We start from the raw sequence: 18,521 nt of genomic DNA, 5'->3' as shown, positions 1-18,521 counted from the left end.
TCTGCAATCGATTACAGTTCTATTATACAAGATTAAATTTCAAAGTCAAGCATTTTCTGTCATTTTCTATCAAAAACAAATCATTTGTTTGAATATAGAAAAAAGAAGCCTGTTAGACTTCTTTGAATTTCTTTATTATCTTGTAGCGATATAGACAAGAAGGATCGGTAAAAAGGCAGCAAGCACACATAAGATCGAAAATACCCAGAACCAAACTGATTTAAGAGCTTGCTTATATGTTCCCGGCTGAGATCTATTTTCAGTAATATAAGCTTTAATTTTCGACCTATTTAGGATGAGTACAATCAATACTACCGTTGTTCCTACAGTCATCAATCCATAATTTATGAGATTCACGATTCTTTCTGGGATATAGTTGGTCAGAAAATCAAGTCCTTCTGCGATGACCAAATTATTGAAAATATGGAAGAAGATCACCCAGAAAATAGAATATTCAAAAGCGATGTAACCAAAGCCCAGACCAATCATAGCAGCAAAATACACCTGATAGAGATTTTCATGGAATAGACCGAAAAGCAGAGCCGTCATGATAATGGCAAAAACTTTTCCGTGTTTTTCCAAAGCCCGCAAACCTGCTCCCCGAAAAATAATCTCCTCCGTAATCGGTGCCATGATGGTGGTATAGATAAACATGGTGATTGAATGAGAGCTAAAATCCTGTGATAAAATTTCAGAAAGATCCAAACCAAAGAGAGACAAAATAGCATTCATGATCTGACTCGTCAAAGTGCTAAATAGCTGAGAGAAAAACAAGAAACAAATCATGAAGAAAAAGACTTTGGCTGTCATTTTTTTATTTTTCTTGCGCAAATCTCGCGTGAAAAGCTGCTTGCCCCTGAAAATCGTGAAAATAAGCACTCCCACACAAGAAGCGATAATGTAGGAACCGCCATCTTTATCCATAAAACTTTTTACAAATTCCTCAGTCTTACCTATATCAAAACCCTGCTGAAAAAGAACAAAGAAATAGGAAAAGACAGTATAAAGTATGACAACCACTAGCATCACGATAGAATAAGTGAAGCAGCTTGCTGAAAATCTCCCCAAATCTTTCTTGGGATTTAAAGGCTCAGGTAAAGTATTCATAAAATCTCCTTTGGTATTATTAGCTACGAGTCTTTCTACTGAAAAAATACAAACTTAAAAAGATTCCCTCATAAAGAAGAGCAAAAAGAATAAAGGCGTGCATGAAAAATTCTTCTGGCAAAATCCAGATGACTGGATCCTTGGCTGGATCAAATAGCCATGTATTATCTCCCACAAAAAGCACTTGATGAAAAAGCGTAAAAAAGCTGTTAAAACCAATCAAACCAGCCAAGCAAATCATGACAAAGGGCAATACGCTCAAGATAAACAAGCTTCTTTGATAAAGAGCTAAAAATCCTTTTTTGACCACTTTTTGGATAAAGAAAATAAAAGCCGGCAAGGTTAGTACAAAGACAACCTGCGCCAAGTGGAAGAGATACTTGACCGCCTGAAAATGATACAGCCCAGCTGCTGACGAGCGAAAATCCGGCATTGCCAGCTTCTGACTAAAAGGATTGGTCAAGTAATTCATCAAAATATTGAAATTATACTGGATGGTCTCTGCTTTCAAATGAACCTTATCATACAAAGTAAAATAGGAAATTTCCAGCGGATAAAACAGCCAAGCCAGATAAATAGTCAGCAAGATAGCTGCTGCCAGCAAGCACAAAACGCTGGCTGAAAATCTTAACTTATCACGCATCAAAGTCCCACTCCGCTAGACTAGACAATACATGCGTCGGTTGGATCGGCAGATTTGGTACCTCTTCTGGCAGGGTAAAGCCTGTCGTAACCAAGAGGGTCGGAATGCCATTGTCGATTCCCGCTCGAATATCTGTCAGGTAGTTATCCCCCACCATGACTACATCCTCACGCGCCAGCCCTAAATGCTCTATGGCTTTTTCCATGATGATGGCGTTTGGCTTGCCGATAAAGGTCGGCTTAACCCGAGTGGCTGCTTCCAAGAGGGAGTTGATAGCACCCGCTCCTGGCTGCAAACCTCGCTCAGTCGGAATATTGAGGTCGGGATTGGTTCCGATAAAGTGAGCGCCTTTTTGAATAGCCAGAGTCGCTATTGTCAGCTTCTCATAGTCCACTTCCCAGTCCAGACCCACTACCACATAGTCTGGTTTTTCTGTGTCTTCTATATAGCCAGCCTCTTCAATGGCCTGTTTAAGCCCAACATCACCGATGACATAGACTTTTTTGCCCAGATTTTTCTCCTTCATATAGTCAATGGTCGCTAAAGTTGCTGTGTAAATAGTCTCAAGCGGCGTCTCAATGTTGAAATTCTCAGCCAACATAGTCTGAACAGCTTCTGGCGTACGCGTGGTGTTATTGGTCACGAAAAGATAGGGAATGCTACGCTTCTGCAGCTCGTGTACAAAGGACTCTCCTGCCGGAATTCGGCTCTTTCCCTTGTAAATCGTCCCGTCTAAGTCAATCAAATATCCTTTATAAGTCATACATTACTTTCTAATCTTTTTCAATTTCTTGCCAAGTGATTATAGCTTGCGCATTGACATCGCCATCACTAGAAATCTGGTGCGTGCTCTGCAGACCGTCTAGTTCATAGCTAGAGGCAATCATACCACCTGGTCGGACTTCCTTGACATACTTCAGGTTGATTTTCTGAGGAATATGCTGGGTAAGGAAATCTGCGCCCATGACCTCAAAAATCCAGTCTAGATACTTGCTATTGTTGACATGTCCATTCATATCCAAGTCGTAAAAGCGCACATGGTAGTCCTTGCTGATAGGATTTTCCAAGTTTGGATACTTGGGACCGCGCAGCAATTTCTTAGAAAAGTCAGACTGGTAAGGTGCAACAATTTCAGGTTCAACTGCATGAACCTTGCGACTATCACGATCCATAAGGACAAAAGTCGCCATCATCTGGATAATAGCCTCGCCCGCTTCATCAAAAATCGTGAAGCGACGGTAGCAAAAAAGCCGATTGTAAGTCAATGCTTCAGTCTCGATGGTAATTTCCTCTGCAAATCGCGGTAGTCGTGTCACATCAATATCGTAGTCCGTAATAATCCAGACTAGATTATACTGCTCCAGCATGTCCTTGTCGCTGACACCAAGCTCAATCGACTGCATGCCTGATACCTGCAAGGACAGCAGGATGACATCCGGTAGCTTGATATGGCCATTCATATCTGCCATATCAAAAGGAATTTTCATTTTCATTTGATAAGTTAAGCCCATGATTTACTCCAATATAAATTTCTCAGCAACCGTATCGCCCAAAAAGAGGCCTTGTTTGGTCATGCGCACGATGTCTTTGTCTGGCACTAGCAAACCCTGCTCAGTCAGTTCAGTCACAACAGCTCCGTATTGATCTTCAAAGGAAAGACCGAATTTTTCCTCAAAGCGTTTTTTAGAAATACCTGACTTCTTCCGCAGTCCGAGAAACATCTCTTCTTCCATCTTTTCATGCAGCGTCAGCACTTCTTCCTGCACACGGGCACTGCCTGCTTCCACCGCCTGCAGATAATGACGAATGGGGCCGTGGTTTTTATAGCGAACACCATCAACATAGCCAGACGCTCCCGCACCGATACCATAATACTCCGCATTGTCCCAGTACATGAGGTTGTGACGGCTCTCAAAGCCTGGCTTGGAAAAGTTGGAAATCTCGTAATGCTCAAAACCTGCTTTTCCCAGCTCAGCTATAATATATTCAAACATCTCCGCTTCCAAATCCTCTTTAGGCAGGGGCAACTTTCCGCGCCGCATCCGATTCATAAAGACCGTATGATTTTCCAAAATCAAGCTATACAAACTCATGTGAGGAATGTCCAGAGCAATAGCCTTGGCAACATTGGTTTTTACATCTTCCATAGTCTGCTTGGGCAGGGCATAAATCAGGTCAATCGAGATATTGTCAAAACCCGCTTTTTTGAGATTGGCAATATTCTCATAGATGTCCTTTTCCGAGTGACTGCGACCAATTTGCTTAAGCATACGGTCATTAAAAGTCTGAACGCCCAGCGAAACCCGATTGACAGGCGAGTCTTTAAGTACAGCAATCTTCTCCTGATCCAAGTCCCCAGGATTGGCTTCGATGGTCAACTCTTCTAGACAAGACAAGTCAAGCTTGTCTGTCAGCTTTTCCAACAAGAAGGCCAATTGAGGCGCTGATAGAGCGGTCGGAGTCCCACCACCGATATAGAGGGTACGGAGCTTTTTGATATCGTAGGAATCATACTCCTCAATCAAATGCTCCAGATAACTATCTACCGGCTGATTTTTGATAAAAACCTTGGAAAAATCGCAGTAATAACAAATCTGAGTACAAAAAGGAATATGCACATAGGCAGAAGTTGGTTTAGTTTGCATAGTATTTATTATAGCATAAAATTAGCAACAAAGCCCTCTTGGAAAATAGAATAAAAAAACTCAAGAAATAGAAAAATTCCTTGAGTTAATGTTGAAAGAGCATCTGTTCAAGTAGATCAGGGATAAAGCAACTGCTGAATCACTAAAACATGGCTCTCTTCCACACCATATAAACTATGAAGTTCATTCGGCTCCATTGTCAGAAAACTTCCCGGCACCAATTGTACAGTTTCTCCAAAGGCAGTAAAATCTACTTTTTCTTCTAGACAGACAACTGTAACAAGAGCATCTGCGCTATGTTCAGGAATTTGTTTTCCTTTAGCAAGGTGCAAATGGCGGATGAGACGTCCTTGCTCTTCAACCGGAGTTTCAACCACATCAACATTTGGATCTATTGAGTAAAATTTCATCGTTTTCCCTCCTTTTCTTCATTTTAGCATAATTTTAAAGAATTGTCAGAATTTTTTAATATTCCTAATTGATGCCTACAAAGTTAAAAAATATGGTATTTTCATCATGCTCTATTCGATCAATTTTCTTAAATATAAAAAGATTGAAGAGCATCATCTAAAATAGATCTTTTCTTCAATCTAGAAATTTGTTATGAATTAGATTTAAAAATCATTGAATTCCATAAGCTATACTGATCTGGATTTTAGCAACTCCATTCTGCAGGCTGATTTTGTCAATGCTGAATGGACTCTGCGGCAGAGGTAGAAGAAAACTATCTCCCTCCGTCGTGATAGTCGAATTAGAGGTCTGCAGTTGCTGCTTCAGCATGCCAGTCACCCAAGATTTAGGGATAGGAAGGATGCCTAGCTTGGCGTTATCGATTGTGATGTACAAGGCACTCCCCTTCACCGTCACATCCACCTCTAGATCCAGTTTACTGTCAATAAAAAATAACTTAACTGGATACTGGATGCGCAGCTTATTGCCTTCAATACTGTAAGCACTGTTCAGCAGCTCCTGATTCTCAGAGTCAGTCAGCGAAGACTTGAGCACCTGATTAAGCTGGACACTATTGAGAGAGACCTCTGTGCTGACTCCCTGAGCCGTTACATTAGCATTGTTCAAAGTCGGCTCAATCATACTTTCCCACGAAGTATTCGCTTGAACATTTTTTAGTTGTTCATTCGGATTGATAGAAGAAGGAACCAGAAATAGCACTGCTGCAAGCAACAGCACCAAGACAATTCCTACCAATCTTTTGATCAATTTCATTTTTGTCTTCCTTTACTTTGAGAAATATCCTTAGCTGAAAACACAGAAAGGATTTATCTCATTTTACACTATTTTTACATCATTTTCTGTAACAAACAGATTAAAAGGCTAACAATCCTATAAAAAAGACTGGGACAAATAATCCCAGCCTCTTAATCGCATATTGCCTGTATAACAAGGCTTACTTAATCACTTGTTGCGTCTTAGCATAGTTGGCTTCGACTGCTTCTTTTTCAGATTTCCACCAGTCTTGATTGTCTGTGTACCACTTGATTGTCTCTTTGAGACCCGCTTCAAAGTTGGTGAACTCTGGCTTCCATCCAAGCTCATCGCGGAGCTTGCTGGCATCAATGGCATAGCGAAGATCGTGGCCGGCACGGTCTGTCACATGATCATAAGCATCTGCTGGCTGTCCCATTTCCTTGAGAATCAGCTCTAGAACTTCCTTGTTGTTCTTCTCGCCATCAGCACCGATCAAGTAAGTTTCGCCGATTTGTCCCTTGGTCAGAATCGTCCAAACACCTGATGAATGGTCATTGGTATGAATCCAGTCACGGACGTTTTTACCTTCACCGTAAAGTTTTGGCTTGATACCGCTCAAGATATTGGTGATTTGGCGCGGAATGAACTTCTCAATGTGCTGGTAAGGACCATAGTTATTTGAACAGTTAGAAATAGTCGCTTTGACGCCAAATGAACGCACCCAAGCTTTGACAATCAAGTCTGAAGCTGCCTTGGTTGATGAGTAAGGCGAGCTTGGATTGTACTTGGTTTCAGCGGTAAATTTCTCACCTGGACCTTCTCCATGACCTGGCAAGTCTTCACGCAGAGGCAAGTCTCCATAAACCTCGTCAGTCGACACATGGTGGAAACGAATATCGTACTTACGAGATGCTTCCAAAAGCGTGTAAGTTCCGATGAAGTTGGTGTGGATAAATGGACTCGGGTCATTGAGCGAGTTATCATTGTGGCTTTCTGCCGCATAGTGAACGATAGCATCCGCTTCAGAAGCAAGCTTATCTACCAAGGCTGCATCAGCAATATCTCCAACAACCAACTCAACGCGGTCGCCTAAAATTTCTTCAATATTAGCACGATTACCTGCGTAAGTTAGCTTGTCCAGCACTGTCACATGGACATCTGGAAAGTTATTGTAAACATAGTGGACAAAGTTAGAACCGATAAATCCAGCTCCACCTGTCACGATAATTTTTTTGTATTCAGTCATTGATTTTCTTGTCTCCAAAATGAAATTAGAATCAGGAATAATTTTTGCAACATTAAAAGAGCAACAGCAATTAAAAAAGCAGAAAATAGAATTCCTAAAAAGTTAAAGAAGGAAATGATAAAAATAAACATTCACTCTTCTTATAAATCTTCTTTTCTTAGAGGTTTGACATCCTTGAGTAGTGGATGATTCTTGTCTGCTTCTGAGACTTCTGCTGCTTCTAGGTTTTCCCACTGGATGCCTAAAGCTGGGTCTGCATAGTTGACAAAGGCATACTTGGGTTTGAGTTCCAAAGCCCAGTAGTCGTTCACCAGATAGCTATAAGAAACGGTATCGGAAAGAACTTGGAAGCCGTTGGCTACACCACGTGGCACAAAAATTCCCTTGCTGGCATCGATTACTGTCTGGTAGGTATTACCAAAGGTATCGCCCTCACGCAGGTCGACCCAAGAACCCAGCACCTTACCGTCATCTGCAACAGAGATGTACTTGTCCCAAGGCTCAGCATGAAGACCACGCAGGACATTTTTACGAGAAAAGCTGACATTATTTTGCAGTTTCCCTTCTGTAAAGAAGCTTTCAGGGAAGCCTAGCGGCAGCATTTTTTCCTTTTGGAAATTTTCCTTAAACCAGCCTCGGTTGTCCCCGCGAACAGGAATATCAAATTCTAGCATTCCAGGAATTCCGGGAACCTCACGTGCTGCTAATTCCTTATCAAAAAATTGTTCTGTCATCTTCTTATGCTTCTCCAATCAAACGGAGCAAGTATTGTCCGTATTCATTCTTCTTCAACGGCTGCGCCAATTCGTGCACTTGCTCTTTAGTGATATAGCCCATACGATAGGCAATTTCTTCTAGATTTGCCACCTGAACATTCTGCATACGCTGAACTGTTTCGATATATTGTGCTGCCTCTAGGAGACTTTCGTGGGTTCCTGTATCCAACCAAGCAAAACCACGTCCCATGAGCTCAACAGACAAGTCACCACGATCCAAGTAAGCCTTGTTAACATCAGTGATTTCCAATTCTCCGCGAGGGCTTGGCTTGATGTTCTTGGCAATTTCAACGACATCATTGTCGTAGAAATACAGTCCTGTCACTGCATAGTTAGAGCGCGGCTGTTCTGGTTTTTCTTCGATGGAGATAGCATTCATATCTTCATCAAATTCTACGACACCAAAGCGTTCTGGATCCTTGACATGGTAGCCAAAAACAGTTGCTCCTTTTTCCCTAGCAGCAGCATTTTGGAGCATTTTACTCAGACCTGGTCCATGGTAAATATTATCCCCAAGAATCAGCGCCACGCGGTCATCTCCAATGAAATCAGCCCCAATGATAAAGGCTTGTGCCAGCCCGTCCGGACTTGGCTGCTCTGCATAAGAAAGCTTGATACCAAACTCAGAGCCATCTCCCAGCAGATCCTCAAAACGAGGCAGATCTGTTGGAGTGGAGATAATCAAGATGTCCTTGATACCAGCCAGCATAAGAGTTGACAGTGGATAATAAATCATGGGTTTGTCATAAACCGGCATGAGCTGTTTTGACGCAGCGCGGGTCAATGGATACAAACGTGTACCAGAACCACCTGCAAGAATAATACCTTTCATATGAGTTTCCTCTCTTAATGTATTCTCCTTATTCTACCATTTTTGAAAGCGGATGTCATCCTTTTCACTCTCTTTAAATAATAGTACATCTCCATGTAAAAAGCCCAGCCAAGAACGCCTGCATAACCACAGACTGCGACCGTAACCAGTCCATAACTTCTCCCTATCCTCTCAAATCAATCATACAAAATCGTCTTGGTTGCCCCGATACAGTGTTCTTCCTCATTCCAGTAATGAATCCGCTCGAAAGAGCCTTTCCGCCAGTAGAGAGGCAAACGTTCACGTATGTCGTCCTGCATATCTATTTGGTCAAGTTCCGAAATCTTCCACCATTTGGGCTCCCCTTCATGATCGTTTCCCCTGACTTGTCCTTCAAAGGCAGTACAAAGAAAATCGTAATACACATACCGTTCTTTTTTACTCGGATTAGTGAAGCCTGAAATTCCCTTCAATTCCAAGTTTAGAGCAGTCAGTCCCGTTTCTTCTTTTAACTCGCGCATTGCAGCTTCAAAAAAAGATTCTGGAAACTCCACCTTCCCACCTGGTTGTATCCACCCTTTAAAGTTATCATGCTGGCGATTGAGCAGTAGGATTTCATCATCTTTTTTTACACAAATATTGACCCAATTCAAAATAGTTTCTGTCATATCAAACCTTCTCCACATGGAACTAGTAACTCTAGGAAAACCGCGTTCATGATGCTTATACAACCACAAGCTGTAATTAAAAGCAAGCACCCCAAAAAACTTATTCCAACTCAATATTCTTTATTTTGGATAGAAAATCGAACGATCTGATGATTTTGAACAATGACTTCATATTTACCAAATCCAAAATACTTGCTATGTTTCCCGACACTAATGACCATAAGATAACGTGCATTTGGTAGCTTCGTTAAATCTAGCTGCTCTTGTAAAATCTGCTTGATTTTATCATCATTCTTCTGGTCTTGACCAATACCAATGATAGATCTATCGTCTTGCTCCACGTTCAAAATTACCTTCATTTCAATGGCAAGAGCCTCTTTTTCCAACATGTCAGAAATAGGGATTGGGTACAAGCCCTGCAAAGGCTGGCCTTCTTCCTGATTCTTTTTTATAAGAGCCTCGTATTTATCAATATTTGGTGCATCCTTATCTATCATAAAATCAAGGGATTCAAGATATAGTTTCTTCTTATCTGCCTTTGTAAAACTATCTTTTACAGTCTCTAAAGTTTCACTATAACCTGGACTCAGCTCAAGTCCCCTATAAGCGATACTAGGGAAAGCTTGATAAATTGCGTCTCCCTTTTCAAGCTGTAGGTCAATATCTGTTTTTCCATTTTTCTCATCTCGAGAGGTGTAATACTCAATTCGGTCACCGATCTTAACCGTTTTCCCCTCAATTTCCTCAGAATACTCAGCACTGATTAAATAACCAGCAAAAGAGGTATAGTTTTTATTAGCATCTATAACTCTGACCGTTCCTTCAAAACCACTCTGCTTATATGGGCGCTGAACAGCCTGTACCATTTCATATTTCGGCACCCGTACAAAAATTCCCCACATATCTATGAAACTCAGAAACATAGAGACAAGAGCCATGAAACAAACGATCACCACACTAGATAGGAAGCAGCCCAAAACTCCAAAACCTATTTTCTTTTTTGTATTCTTTGCTAGTTCCTGATTTCCTCCATTATTTTGAGCAATAAGAGGACGTTGAGAACGACTTTTGTGTCTAGTAAATAGAATAAGTGGGATTGAAATTGATATTGATATTACTAGTAAAAGTAAAACGAGGATTATTATAATCATTTGTTTTCCTTAAGTATCTTCTTCTCCACGTACCGTTCAATAGGATAGTCTGCTGGATCTAGCAGTCCTGATTCTCCTAGAGCCATCTGAGCCAATTGGCGTCCGATGAGCGGACCAGTTGTCAGACCAGAAGAGCCTAGACCGCTGGCTGCGTAAACATGCGGCAAGTCTGGCACAGCGCCAAAGAAAGGAGAAAAGTCGCTGGTATAAGCCCGCGTTCCCACGCGCTCGCCTAAAATCCCTGCAGTAGCCAACCTTGGCAAATAAGTTTCTGATTCTTGCTGCAACTGATCCAGCATTTTTTTATCTATCGTCAAATCAAAGCCCTGATCATTTTCATGGCTGGCACCAACACTGACCTTGCCCGCCAGAAAAGGAATGATATCCAGCTCGCCCTCAGGCATAACAACAGGGTAGTCGTCCGTCTTTTCAGCCAGTTTAAAATCACGTAGCTGACCTTTTTGCGGGCGAACATCTGTCGCATAACCCAGTGGCTGCAAGATTTCTCCCAACCAAGCCCCCACAGCTAAGATGACACAGTCAAAGCTACGACCATCCACCAGAACTTGCTCTCCTTCTACTGTCAAGCTTACCTTTTTCTCAACCAACTCTGCCTTGCTGGCTTTCAGAAGCGTCTCCGTCAAGAGCGCCCCCTCCACACGAGCACCGCCGGAAGCATAGAGAAGTCGCTCAAAGCCTTGCAATTCTGGAAATTTCTCCTGGGCTTCCTGACGACTGAGAAGACTCAAGTCCCCAATTAGCGGCGACTCTTCACGACGATTAGAAGCCAAATCATAAAGTTCCTGTAGCTTGCTCTCATCCTTTTTCAGCAGATAAACACCTGTCTGTTGGTAAAAGTCCGTCTGGACTCCAGCCGCTTTCAGTTCCCTAATCAAGTCCTGATAAAAATCAGCGCCCAGACGCGCCATCCTGTACCAAGCCTTGTTGCGACGCTTGGAAAACCAAGGACTGATAATGCCAGCGGCTGCCTTAGTTGCCTGCCCCTTACCGTCATCAAAGACAGTCACTTCCACATCTGGGGATTTGGACAAATAGTAAGCCGCTGTTGATCCGACAATCCCAGCTCCAATTACTGCTACTTTTTTCATGTCGCTCCCTCTCAAATATGTCGGAAAGGATTGGTCGAAGCCTGACTAGCCAGAATCTCAATCTCCCAGCCCTCTTCTGCCTTCCAGGTATCAAGCTTTTCTTTTAATTTCTCCGTAAACAGAACCTCGATATGGTGTCCAGGATCCAGCGCTAAAAGTCCTTCTGTCAGCATTTCCTGGGCAGTGTGATAGTAAATATCACCTGTTATGTAGACCTGCGCTCCCTCGGCAATAGCCTCCGGATAAAAGGACTGACCGCTGCCGCCACAAATAGCTACACGCTCAATCACACGATTGAGATCCGCTTCTTCATAAGCGACCAGACGCACACTATCCAGTCCAAAAGTTTCCTTGACCTTAGCTGCAAAGTCCCCAAAAGTCTGAGGCACAATCTTCCCCACACGACCAATACCATGTTCTGGGGTTGTATGACTGAGAAAACTTGTCTCCTCAATATCCAATAGCTGGCAGAACCAGTCGTTGAGCCCGTCCTCCACGACATCAATATTGGTATGGCTGACATAGACAGCAATATCATGCTTGATGAGGTCTAGAATCATCTGATTTCGCGCCTTATCTGCCACTAGGTCCTTGAGCGGGCGAAAAATAGGCGCATGTTTAACGATAATCAGTCCAGCACCTGCTTCAATAGCCTCCGCCACCGTCTGCTCGCGAATATCCAATGTCACTAGAACCTTGTCCACTTCTTTGTCCAAGGTCCCGATTTGCAGGCCTGAAATGTCACCCTCCATGGACAGTTCTTGCGGGCAATAGGCTTCATAACGGGCGATGATTTCACTTGCTAGCATGGAGTACCTCCTTGATACTTTCGATTTTTTGGGACATAGCAGAGCGTTCTAGCTCATTTTTTTCTGGGATGTGGGCTAGAGCTCCTTCAAGTTTCTTCAGTTCTTTTTGCCATCTTAGTTTAAACACAGATGATTGCTGCTCTAGCAAGAAAGGCCCAAAGCGCTTTTCTTGCTCTGTCAAAGTTTGCTGGCCAGCTTCTGCCACTAGGATTTCGTAAAACTTACCAGCCTCTTCTAAGATATCCTCAGCCAGCAAACGAAAGCCGTTAGATACCAGCCAGCTGCGGAGCTCATCCTCTCGGTTATTGGGCTGCAAAATCAAGCGGGAAATAGACCCAAGCTTAGCTCTTCCATTTTCCAAAATCTCTGAAATCAAGCGACCGCCCATGCCAGCGATAACGATGGTGTCAATCTGATCTGCCGATTCAAAAGCCGCCAGACCATTGGCCAGGCGAACCTCAATCTGCTCCGTCAGTCCATGCTCTGCCACATTTTTCTGGGCAGACTGAAAAGGCCCCTCTACCACTTCACCGGCCAGAGCCTTCTCAATCCGTCCCTGCTGAATCAGGTAAATAGGCAGATAGGCGTGATCGCTCCCAACATCCAGCAACTTTGCCCCATCCGGCACAAAAGCAGCCACTCGCTCCAAGCGCTGGGAAATAGTCTTTTTTTGCATTGCTTACTCTTTTCTAAACGTTCTTTTATTCAGTATATCATTTTTAAGGGTATAAAAAAAGCAGCGGAAGAAAAATCAGCTTTTCGATAAACTGATTTTGTCTCGCCACTTGTCATTTTTTATTTGATTTCTTGATACTCAGCAGCTAAACCGCACTGGACTGCCGGACGAGCCGCAATCTTCTCCGCCCAAGCAGATAAGTGTTTATAAGATGCAACATCCAAGAATTCAGCTGCTCCTGGATAGAGCTTATCCTGTACTAACTGCCCATACCAAGACCAGATAGCAATATCAGCAATACTGTAGTCATCTCCAGCGATATAAGCTTTCTTGGCTAATTCTTTGTCCAACAAATCCAGCTGTCGCTTGGCTTCCATCGTAAAGCGGTTGATGGGATATTCTAGCTTTTCTGGAGCATAGTTAAAGAAATGACCAAATCCGCCACCTAAGAAGGGCGTCGCTCCTGTCTGCCAGAAGAGCCAGTTGAGCACCTCAGTCCGACCAGCCAAATCTGACGGAATCAGCTTTCCAAACTTCTCTGCCAGATAGAGCAGGATATTAGCCGACTCAAAGACAGGAATCGGCTTATCAGCAGACTGATCCAACAAAGCTGGAATCTTGGAGTTGGGATTGATTTTCACAAAATCTGAGCCAAACTGGTCGCCATCCATGATGCTGATTTTATAGAGGTCATAGGCTGCCTCTGTCACACCAGCTGCCAGTAGTTCCTCCAGCATAATCTTCACCTTGACCCCATTTGGAGTCCCAAGTGAATAAAGCTGAAAAGGTTCTTTACCGACAGGAAGCTTCTGTTCAAAACGCGCGCCCGCAGTAGGCTGATTGATACCTGAAAATTTTCCTTGGTCGCTGTCCACAGCAGACCAGACTTTTGGTAATTGATAGGTCATACTTTTCTCCTTTTTTATAAAATCAAGGGCCTGTCATATCTAACAGGCCACTGCAAATCTAATAAAGTCAGTCCTTCCACAAATTCATGGCATTGAGGAAATCATCCGAAACCGTTACATTCTGTGGATTACTTGCTTCACGCTCCGCCCGTTTGGCTTCTACCTGAGCTGGGCTTGTAATGCCTTCTCGCCGCCAATTTCGCAAGATGGCCTGAATATACTTCCAATTGGCCTTGCCATTAAAAACCGCTTCGCGTAAGGCAGCCTTGACCAAGTCAGGATTGGTTTGATCGTCCTTAATAGTCTTGGTCAAATCCTCTATTTCAAAGGGAGTCAAAAGACGCCCCAGCTCTTGCTGGAAGGTTTCAACTAGTTCCTTGAGAAGGTTGCCATCAGACACTTGTCTTGACCCAGTAGGACTGGAAGTACCTAGAATCTCATCTAGCTTTTCTAAGGCTGGTGAAGCATCAAAAATCGCCTCAATTTCCCCATTCAGTTCGATGGTTCTGTACTGGAGCAAGCCCTTTTCTGTCAGATGAGACATGGAACGATTGACCTCGGATAAGGTCTTGCCAATATGCTCCGCAATCTGACTGGGCGCAAACTCCTCCAATGAAGTAGTATTTTGCAGATAGAAAAACTGCCAGACCAAAAAATCATCGCTGGAATCAAAAATGTCTTTAAAATGCAAAAAGAGGGCACTTGGAAGAACCAAGTTGCCGTTTTTGTAAGCTGCTAAATAAGTCATAGTACCTCTTTATAAATAAGCAAAGAAGGATGCATCATTCTCTGGACTTTGCCAATCAAATGGCGTTTCTTGATAGACTGCATAATTGACCCAGTTACTGAAAAAGAGAGCTGCCGCCAAACTCCAGCGCAGACAAGGAGTTGCATTCACATCATCATTCTTGAAGTAATTCTCAGGAATATGAGGATCCTTGCCCGCTTCCAAGTCACGGAAATACTCCTTGGCAAGGGTATCACGGTCGTACTCCATATGACCGAAGCTATACACCTCTCGCAAGTCTCGGCTCGCCAAAACAGACAGGCCCGTGTCTTCTCCTTCGGAGAGAATCTCTAGATTAGTCAGATTAAGAATATCTTCTTTCAGTACTTCTGTATGCCTTGAATGAGGCGTGATAAATTCATCATCAAAGCCTCTGAAAAGCAGATTATTGCTTGGAGCTGACTGCTCGTAAACACCTGAGAGTTTCTCTTCCATCTGGTGCTTATCCACGCCATAGCGGGCATAAAGGCCAGCCTGAGCTCCCCAACAGATATGTAAAGTCGAAAAGACATGAGTCTTGGACCATTCAATCACCTGCTGGAATTCCTCCCAATAGTCTACCGCCTCAAAGGGCAGATGCTCTACTGGCGCTCCTGTGATAATCAAGCCATCAAAGAAACGATGTTTGACCTCATCAAAAGTCTTGTAAAAGGTTTGCATATGTTCCACTTGGGTGGTCTTTGACGTATGAGAAGTCATATAAAGAAACTCAATGGTCAGCTGCAAGGGCGTATTGGCCAAATGACGTAAAATCTGAGTTTCCGTCACCATTTTCTGGGGCATAAGATTGAGTATCAAGATATTCAAGGGACGAATATCTTGATGATCTGCCCGGTCATCATCCATGACAAAGATATTCTCAGAGCTTAAAATTTCAACTGCGGGAAGCTTCTTATCAATNTTGATAGGCATGAAAATATCTCCTTTTGTTTAATATACNNATTATACTCAAAGGAGATATAGTTTTCAATTATACTTTTTCTCTAACTAGATATAGTAATAAGCTATATCTTTAGTAGTGCATCAACACCTTGTAGTCATAATCACCAATTGCTTCGCGACCTTTGAGCTCATCCAGCTCGATAAGGAAGGCACAGCCAGCAACAACTCCGCCAAGGCGCTCAATCATTTCAATAGTCGCCTTAACTGTTCCACCAGTTGCAAGAAGGTCATCGACAATCAGAACGCGTTGGCCAGGTTTAATTGCATCCGCATGCATAGTCAGAGTATCTACACCATACTCTTTTTCATAGTCAGCTGAGATAACTTCACGAGGAAGTTTGCCAGGCTTACGGACAGGAGCAAAGCCAACTCCTAATTCAAAGGCAACTGGACATCCTACGATAAAGCCACGCGCTTCTGGACCGACGATCATGTCGATTTCCTTGTCAGTCGCATACTGAACAATTTCACGTACAGCGTAGCTATAGGCATTTCCATCAGCCATCAAAGGGCTAATATCACGGAAGAGAATCCCTTCCGTTGGGTAGTTTTCAATGGTTGCAATGTAATCTTTTAAATTCATAATGTTCTTTCTTTCAAAAAATTTTTTACTCTCTATTATACCATGTTTTATTCAAAAAGGCTCTAACAGTCTTTCAATTTTTTTAGATATGAAAGATTTGTAAAACAAGGAGGCCTTTTCCCTAGCAATCCATGAGATAGTCGTAAATCTCCTGCACGGTGCCCAGAGCCATGAGTTCTTGTTCTTTGACCACGCGCTTGAGGTCTTGGTAAATATGACTACTGTCAATCTCTTTCTTTTCAGCTTCCTTATTAACTGTCATGACACCTTCGGTGATGCTGACAAAGCCCAGCTCTTCAAAAATCTGAATCATTTTGACCAAGAGAATTGGGTCGATTTTCAGGTAATCCGCCAACTCTTTAAGTTTATAGCGAACATCAAACTCAGGGAACTGATAGATGGTCTTGTAAAGTTTAGCAAATTGCTCACGAGTACCATAACCTGTCAGATAGTAAGGCTTGGCAATCTCATTCTTAAAGTAAATTGCTTCGAAATCCTGAGATTGAAGAATCTTCTTCAAATCCTGCAAGTCATCGGGCAGGTCATAAACCACAACTGCTCTGCTATTTGTCAAATCTGGCAACTCCTCTGTGAAACGCAAGACTGGAACCTTGTCAGGCAGCGTCGCATTTTTTCCTCGGATATTGAAAAGCTGAACGCCATCCACACGGGCATCTACCAGCATGAGCTGGAGACTGGTCTGTCCATTCCATTTATTGACAGAGAGGCTGACAGCTAGCTCCAGATTCTTGGTCTGGGCAAACTCTGTCGCCAGGCTTCCTTGCCCAAAAGCTACTACTTCAAAAGTAGCATCTTGCTGAGAAATTTTCAGCTTGAGATGGCTATTGCCAGCCCCCATAGTCCGAGCATTGTCCACTTTAAAGTCCTTGAGGTAAAAAAGCGGCTTCTTATTATCCATACCAAAAGGCGCCAGTTTTTCAAAGCTTTTGAGTGTATCAAGGGTCAGTTCTGGCAAGTGTAGCTCCTCGTCTAAGTACAGAGCTGTTTTGCCAGTTAAATCCAAATCATTGTCTAAAATGTAGGCCGTCAAAATATTAGACAGCTCCGCCAGCTTGTCTGCTTCAAGAGTCATTCCAGCTGCTCCAGCGTGCCCACCAAAGGCTAGAAAGAGGTCACGGTGGCTGTCCAAGGCCTCAAAAATATTGACCGCTTCAATACTGCGGGCGCTGCCCTTAGCAATACCATCCTCGATATTAAGCACTATGACTGGCTGGTGCAACTCTTCCAGCAAGCGCCCAGCGACAATCCCTAGCACACCGGGATTCCAGCCTTCCTTGGCCAACACCTGCACTGGTCTCTTAGGGTCCAGCATGGTTTGTGCCTCTTCATAAATCTGCTGGACGATTTCCTTGCGCTCGTCATTTTTCTGGTTGATCATAAGCGCAATGTCACGAGCTTCTTCGTCATCAAAGCCAGTCAAAAGCTCAACTGCTGGATTGGGATCATCCAGCCGTCCCAAGGCATTGAGTCGGGGAGCAAGCTGGAAACCAACTGTTTCTTCATCCAGTTCATCAGGCTGAATTCCTGCAATTTTGAAGAGTTCCTGAAGACCCACCCGCTGGGTATTTTTGAGAACGGAAAGGCCGTATTTGACCAGAATTCGATTTTCTCCCGTCAGACTGACCATATCGGCAATGGTACCGATAGCAACTAAGTCCAAAAGTTCGACTTGGACTTCTTCCAACAAGGCTGTTGCCAGCTTAAAAGCCACCCCACAACCAGCCAGATGCTTGAAAGGATAATCTGCTCCGCTATGTTCCGGATGGACAATCGCATAGGCGTTTGGCAACTCCTCAGGCATGGAGTGGTGATCCGTCACGATGACATCCACGCCCAGAGACTGGGCCAGCTCGATAGCTTCAAGGCCCGCTACTCCATTATCCACCGTGATAATGAGCGAGATGCCTTGATTTTCAATAAAATACTTGTAAACACTGCTATTAGGGCCATAGCCATCCGTAAAGCGATTGGGCAGATAGACCTGACACTCAGCTCCAAGCTGCTCCAAGGCTTCCTTGACAATAGATGCCGAGGTCATCCCATCAGCATCATAATCGCCATAGATCAAAATCTGCTCATAATTCTCAATCGCTGCACGAATGCGCTCCACTGCCCGATCCATATCATGCAGGTCATAAGGGTCGTGAAGCAAGTCCAAACTAGGCTCCAAAAATTCTTGTAAAGCCTCTTCAGTCTGCACACCTCTTTGGTAAAGAAGACTGGCAGCTGCAGGTTCTAATCCAGCTTTCTTAGCCTTTTTTAAAAATTTTTCGTCTGTAAAATTAGTGGCAAACTGCCAGTCATATTTTGAGCTAATCATGATAAGTGAAACACTTTCTCCGTTCAATCTTGTCTGAATATTATAACATGAAAAAGCGACAGAACAGAAGAAAAAGGTACGGAATATTTCTTCTGTTCCATCACTTTATGCTT

At 43.2% G+C, this 18,521-nt stretch carries 20 protein-coding genes and 1 pseudogene; all 21 read right to left on the bottom strand.

Annotation, left to right across the window (positions count from 1 at the left end; genetic code table 11):
* Positions 1 to 135 precede the first annotated feature (135 nt).
* Positions 136 to 1,107 carry a CPBP family intramembrane glutamic endopeptidase gene (locus tag D8792_RS02325; RefSeq protein ID WP_125372723.1) on the bottom strand — a complete coding sequence of 324 codons (972 nt, stop codon included), beginning with the start codon at positions 1,105 to 1,107 and terminating at the stop codon, positions 136 to 138.
* Positions 1,108 to 1,126: 19 nt separating this feature from the next.
* Positions 1,127 to 1,750, bottom strand: a complete 624-nt coding sequence (locus D8792_RS02320; RefSeq protein ID WP_125372722.1) for a TIGR01906 family membrane protein — start codon at positions 1,748 to 1,750, stop codon at positions 1,127 to 1,129.
* On the bottom strand, positions 1,743 to 2,513 hold the full coding sequence (locus D8792_RS02315) for a TIGR01457 family HAD-type hydrolase (RefSeq protein ID WP_125372721.1): 771 nt from the start codon (positions 2,511 to 2,513) through the stop codon (positions 1,743 to 1,745). Before D8792_RS02315 ends, D8792_RS02320 begins: the two co-directional genes overlap by 8 nt.
* Before the next feature lie 10 nt (positions 2,514 to 2,523).
* Complete coding sequence (locus D8792_RS02310; protein WP_125372720.1) at positions 2,524 to 3,261, bottom strand: acyl-[acyl-carrier-protein] thioesterase; 738 nt, start codon at positions 3,259 to 3,261, stop codon at positions 2,524 to 2,526.
* Positions 3,262 to 3,264: 3 nt separating this feature from the next.
* Complete coding sequence (hemW, locus tag D8792_RS02305; RefSeq protein WP_125372719.1) at positions 3,265 to 4,395, bottom strand: radical SAM family heme chaperone HemW; 1,131 nt, start codon at positions 4,393 to 4,395, stop codon at positions 3,265 to 3,267.
* Between the two features lie 116 nt (positions 4,396 to 4,511).
* Positions 4,512 to 4,805: a cupin domain-containing protein gene (locus D8792_RS02300; protein ID WP_125372718.1), complete on the bottom strand. Its 294-nt coding sequence runs from the start codon at positions 4,803 to 4,805 to the stop codon at positions 4,512 to 4,514.
* Positions 4,806 to 5,016: 211 nt separating this feature from the next.
* Complete coding sequence (locus D8792_RS02295; RefSeq protein ID WP_125372717.1) at positions 5,017 to 5,619, bottom strand: hypothetical protein; 603 nt, start codon at positions 5,617 to 5,619, stop codon at positions 5,017 to 5,019.
* 181 nt (positions 5,620 to 5,800) lie between these two features.
* The gene (rfbB, locus tag D8792_RS02290) at positions 5,801 to 6,847 is read right to left on the bottom strand and encodes a dTDP-glucose 4,6-dehydratase (protein ID WP_125372716.1); all 1,047 of its coding nucleotides are present in this window, start codon (positions 6,845 to 6,847) and stop codon (positions 5,801 to 5,803) included.
* Between the two features lie 140 nt (positions 6,848 to 6,987).
* The gene (locus tag D8792_RS02285; RefSeq protein WP_125372715.1) at positions 6,988 to 7,581 is read right to left on the bottom strand and encodes a dTDP-4-dehydrorhamnose 3,5-epimerase family protein; all 594 of its coding nucleotides are present in this window, start codon (positions 7,579 to 7,581) and stop codon (positions 6,988 to 6,990) included.
* A 4-nt stretch (positions 7,582 to 7,585) separates the two neighbouring features.
* Entirely contained in the window at positions 7,586 to 8,455 is an 870-nt protein-coding gene (rfbA, locus tag D8792_RS02280) for a glucose-1-phosphate thymidylyltransferase RfbA (RefSeq protein WP_125372714.1), read from the bottom strand.
* 76 nt (positions 8,456 to 8,531) lie between these two features.
* A pseudogene (locus D8792_RS02275) lies at positions 8,532 to 8,609 on the bottom strand (zinc transporter); the annotation flags it as partial.
* A 22-nt stretch (positions 8,610 to 8,631) separates the two neighbouring features.
* Complete coding sequence (locus D8792_RS02270) at positions 8,632 to 9,102, bottom strand: 8-oxo-dGTP diphosphatase (protein WP_125372713.1); 471 nt, start codon at positions 9,100 to 9,102, stop codon at positions 8,632 to 8,634.
* A gap of 110 nt (positions 9,103 to 9,212) precedes the next feature.
* On the bottom strand, positions 9,213 to 10,253 hold the full coding sequence (locus D8792_RS02265) for a hypothetical protein (RefSeq protein ID WP_125372712.1): 1,041 nt from the start codon (positions 10,251 to 10,253) through the stop codon (positions 9,213 to 9,215).
* Positions 10,250 to 11,362, bottom strand: a complete 1,113-nt coding sequence (locus D8792_RS02260) for an NAD(P)/FAD-dependent oxidoreductase (RefSeq protein WP_125372711.1) — start codon at positions 11,360 to 11,362, stop codon at positions 10,250 to 10,252. The genes D8792_RS02265 and D8792_RS02260 overlap by 4 nt, the downstream gene beginning before the upstream one ends.
* Before the next feature lie 11 nt (positions 11,363 to 11,373).
* Complete coding sequence (locus D8792_RS02255; protein WP_125372710.1) at positions 11,374 to 12,171, bottom strand: Nif3-like dinuclear metal center hexameric protein; 798 nt, start codon at positions 12,169 to 12,171, stop codon at positions 11,374 to 11,376.
* Positions 12,158 to 12,847: a tRNA (adenine(22)-N(1))-methyltransferase gene (locus D8792_RS02250; protein ID WP_125372709.1), complete on the bottom strand. Its 690-nt coding sequence runs from the start codon at positions 12,845 to 12,847 to the stop codon at positions 12,158 to 12,160. Before D8792_RS02250 ends, D8792_RS02255 begins: the two co-directional genes overlap by 14 nt.
* Before the next feature lie 119 nt (positions 12,848 to 12,966).
* Positions 12,967 to 13,755, bottom strand: coding sequence for a glutathione-dependent disulfide-bond oxidoreductase (gene yghU / locus D8792_RS02245; RefSeq protein WP_125372708.1), 789 nt, complete (start codon positions 13,753 to 13,755; stop codon positions 12,967 to 12,969).
* A 67-nt stretch (positions 13,756 to 13,822) separates the two neighbouring features.
* Complete coding sequence (locus tag D8792_RS02240) at positions 13,823 to 14,503, bottom strand: DnaD domain-containing protein (RefSeq protein ID WP_125372707.1); 681 nt, start codon at positions 14,501 to 14,503, stop codon at positions 13,823 to 13,825.
* A 9-nt stretch (positions 14,504 to 14,512) separates the two neighbouring features.
* A complete protein-coding gene (gene metA / locus D8792_RS02235) occupies positions 14,513 to 15,454 on the bottom strand; it encodes a homoserine O-acetyltransferase MetA (RefSeq protein ID WP_125372706.1) in 942 nt (313 codons plus the stop codon).
* A 100-nt stretch (positions 15,455 to 15,554) separates the two neighbouring features.
* A complete protein-coding gene (locus tag D8792_RS02230; protein ID WP_005590499.1) occupies positions 15,555 to 16,067 on the bottom strand; it encodes an adenine phosphoribosyltransferase in 513 nt (170 codons plus the stop codon).
* Positions 16,068 to 16,188: 121 nt separating this feature from the next.
* Positions 16,189 to 18,408, bottom strand: coding sequence for a single-stranded-DNA-specific exonuclease RecJ (recJ, locus tag D8792_RS02225; protein WP_125372705.1), 2,220 nt, complete (start codon positions 18,406 to 18,408; stop codon positions 16,189 to 16,191).
* Between the last annotated feature and the right edge of the window lie 113 nt (positions 18,409 to 18,521).

It is taken from the genome of Streptococcus cristatus (assembly GCF_003943505.1).
Classification (GTDB): Bacteria; Bacillota; Bacilli; order Lactobacillales; family Streptococcaceae; genus Streptococcus; species Streptococcus cristatus_E.
This window is presented reverse-complemented; position numbering and strand designations above follow the sequence as displayed.

What these genes read in the sequence shown, in the direction of transcription:
- D8792_RS02325 (WP_125372723.1), bottom strand. Translation starts at nt 1,107, where the DNA reads ATGAATACTTTACCTGAGCCTTTAAATCCCAAGAAAGATTTGGGGAGA.
- D8792_RS02320 (WP_125372722.1), bottom strand. Translation starts at nt 1,750, where the DNA reads ATGCGTGATAAGTTAAGATTTTCAGCCAGCGTTTTGTGCTTGCTGGCA.
- D8792_RS02315 (WP_125372721.1), bottom strand. Translation starts at nt 2,513, where the DNA reads ATGACTTATAAAGGATATTTGATTGACTTAGACGGGACGATTTACAAG.
- D8792_RS02310 (WP_125372720.1), bottom strand. Translation starts at nt 3,261, where the DNA reads ATGGGCTTAACTTATCAAATGAAAATGAAAATTCCTTTTGATATGGCA.
- hemW (WP_125372719.1), bottom strand. Translation starts at nt 4,395, where the DNA reads ATGCAAACTAAACCAACTTCTGCCTATGTGCATATTCCTTTTTGTACT.
- D8792_RS02300 (WP_125372718.1), bottom strand. Translation starts at nt 4,805, where the DNA reads ATGAAATTTTACTCAATAGATCCAAATGTTGATGTGGTTGAAACTCCG.
- D8792_RS02295 (WP_125372717.1), bottom strand. Translation starts at nt 5,619, where the DNA reads ATGAAATTGATCAAAAGATTGGTAGGAATTGTCTTGGTGCTGTTGCTT.
- rfbB (WP_125372716.1), bottom strand. Translation starts at nt 6,847, where the DNA reads ATGACTGAATACAAAAAAATTATCGTGACAGGTGGAGCTGGATTTATC.
- D8792_RS02285 (WP_125372715.1), bottom strand. Translation starts at nt 7,581, where the DNA reads ATGACAGAACAATTTTTTGATAAGGAATTAGCAGCACGTGAGGTTCCC.
- rfbA (WP_125372714.1), bottom strand. Translation starts at nt 8,455, where the DNA reads ATGAAAGGTATTATTCTTGCAGGTGGTTCTGGTACACGTTTGTATCCA.
- D8792_RS02270 (WP_125372713.1), bottom strand. Translation starts at nt 9,102, where the DNA reads ATGACAGAAACTATTTTGAATTGGGTCAATATTTGTGTAAAAAAAGAT.
- D8792_RS02265 (WP_125372712.1), bottom strand. Translation starts at nt 10,253, where the DNA reads ATGATTATAATAATCCTCGTTTTACTTTTACTAGTAATATCAATATCA.
- D8792_RS02260 (WP_125372711.1), bottom strand. Translation starts at nt 11,362, where the DNA reads ATGAAAAAAGTAGCAGTAATTGGAGCTGGGATTGTCGGATCAACAGCG.
- D8792_RS02255 (WP_125372710.1), bottom strand. Translation starts at nt 12,171, where the DNA reads ATGCTAGCAAGTGAAATCATCGCCCGTTATGAAGCCTATTGCCCGCAA.
- D8792_RS02250 (WP_125372709.1), bottom strand. Translation starts at nt 12,847, where the DNA reads ATGCAAAAAAAGACTATTTCCCAGCGCTTGGAGCGAGTGGCTGCTTTT.
- yghU (WP_125372708.1), bottom strand. Translation starts at nt 13,755, where the DNA reads ATGACCTATCAATTACCAAAAGTCTGGTCTGCTGTGGACAGCGACCAA.
- D8792_RS02240 (WP_125372707.1), bottom strand. Translation starts at nt 14,503, where the DNA reads ATGACTTATTTAGCAGCTTACAAAAACGGCAACTTGGTTCTTCCAAGT.
- D8792_RS02230 (WP_005590499.1), bottom strand. Translation starts at nt 16,067, where the DNA reads ATGAATTTAAAAGATTACATTGCAACCATTGAAAACTACCCAACGGAA.
- recJ (WP_125372705.1), bottom strand. Translation starts at nt 18,408, where the DNA reads ATGATTAGCTCAAAATATGACTGGCAGTTTGCCACTAATTTTACAGAC.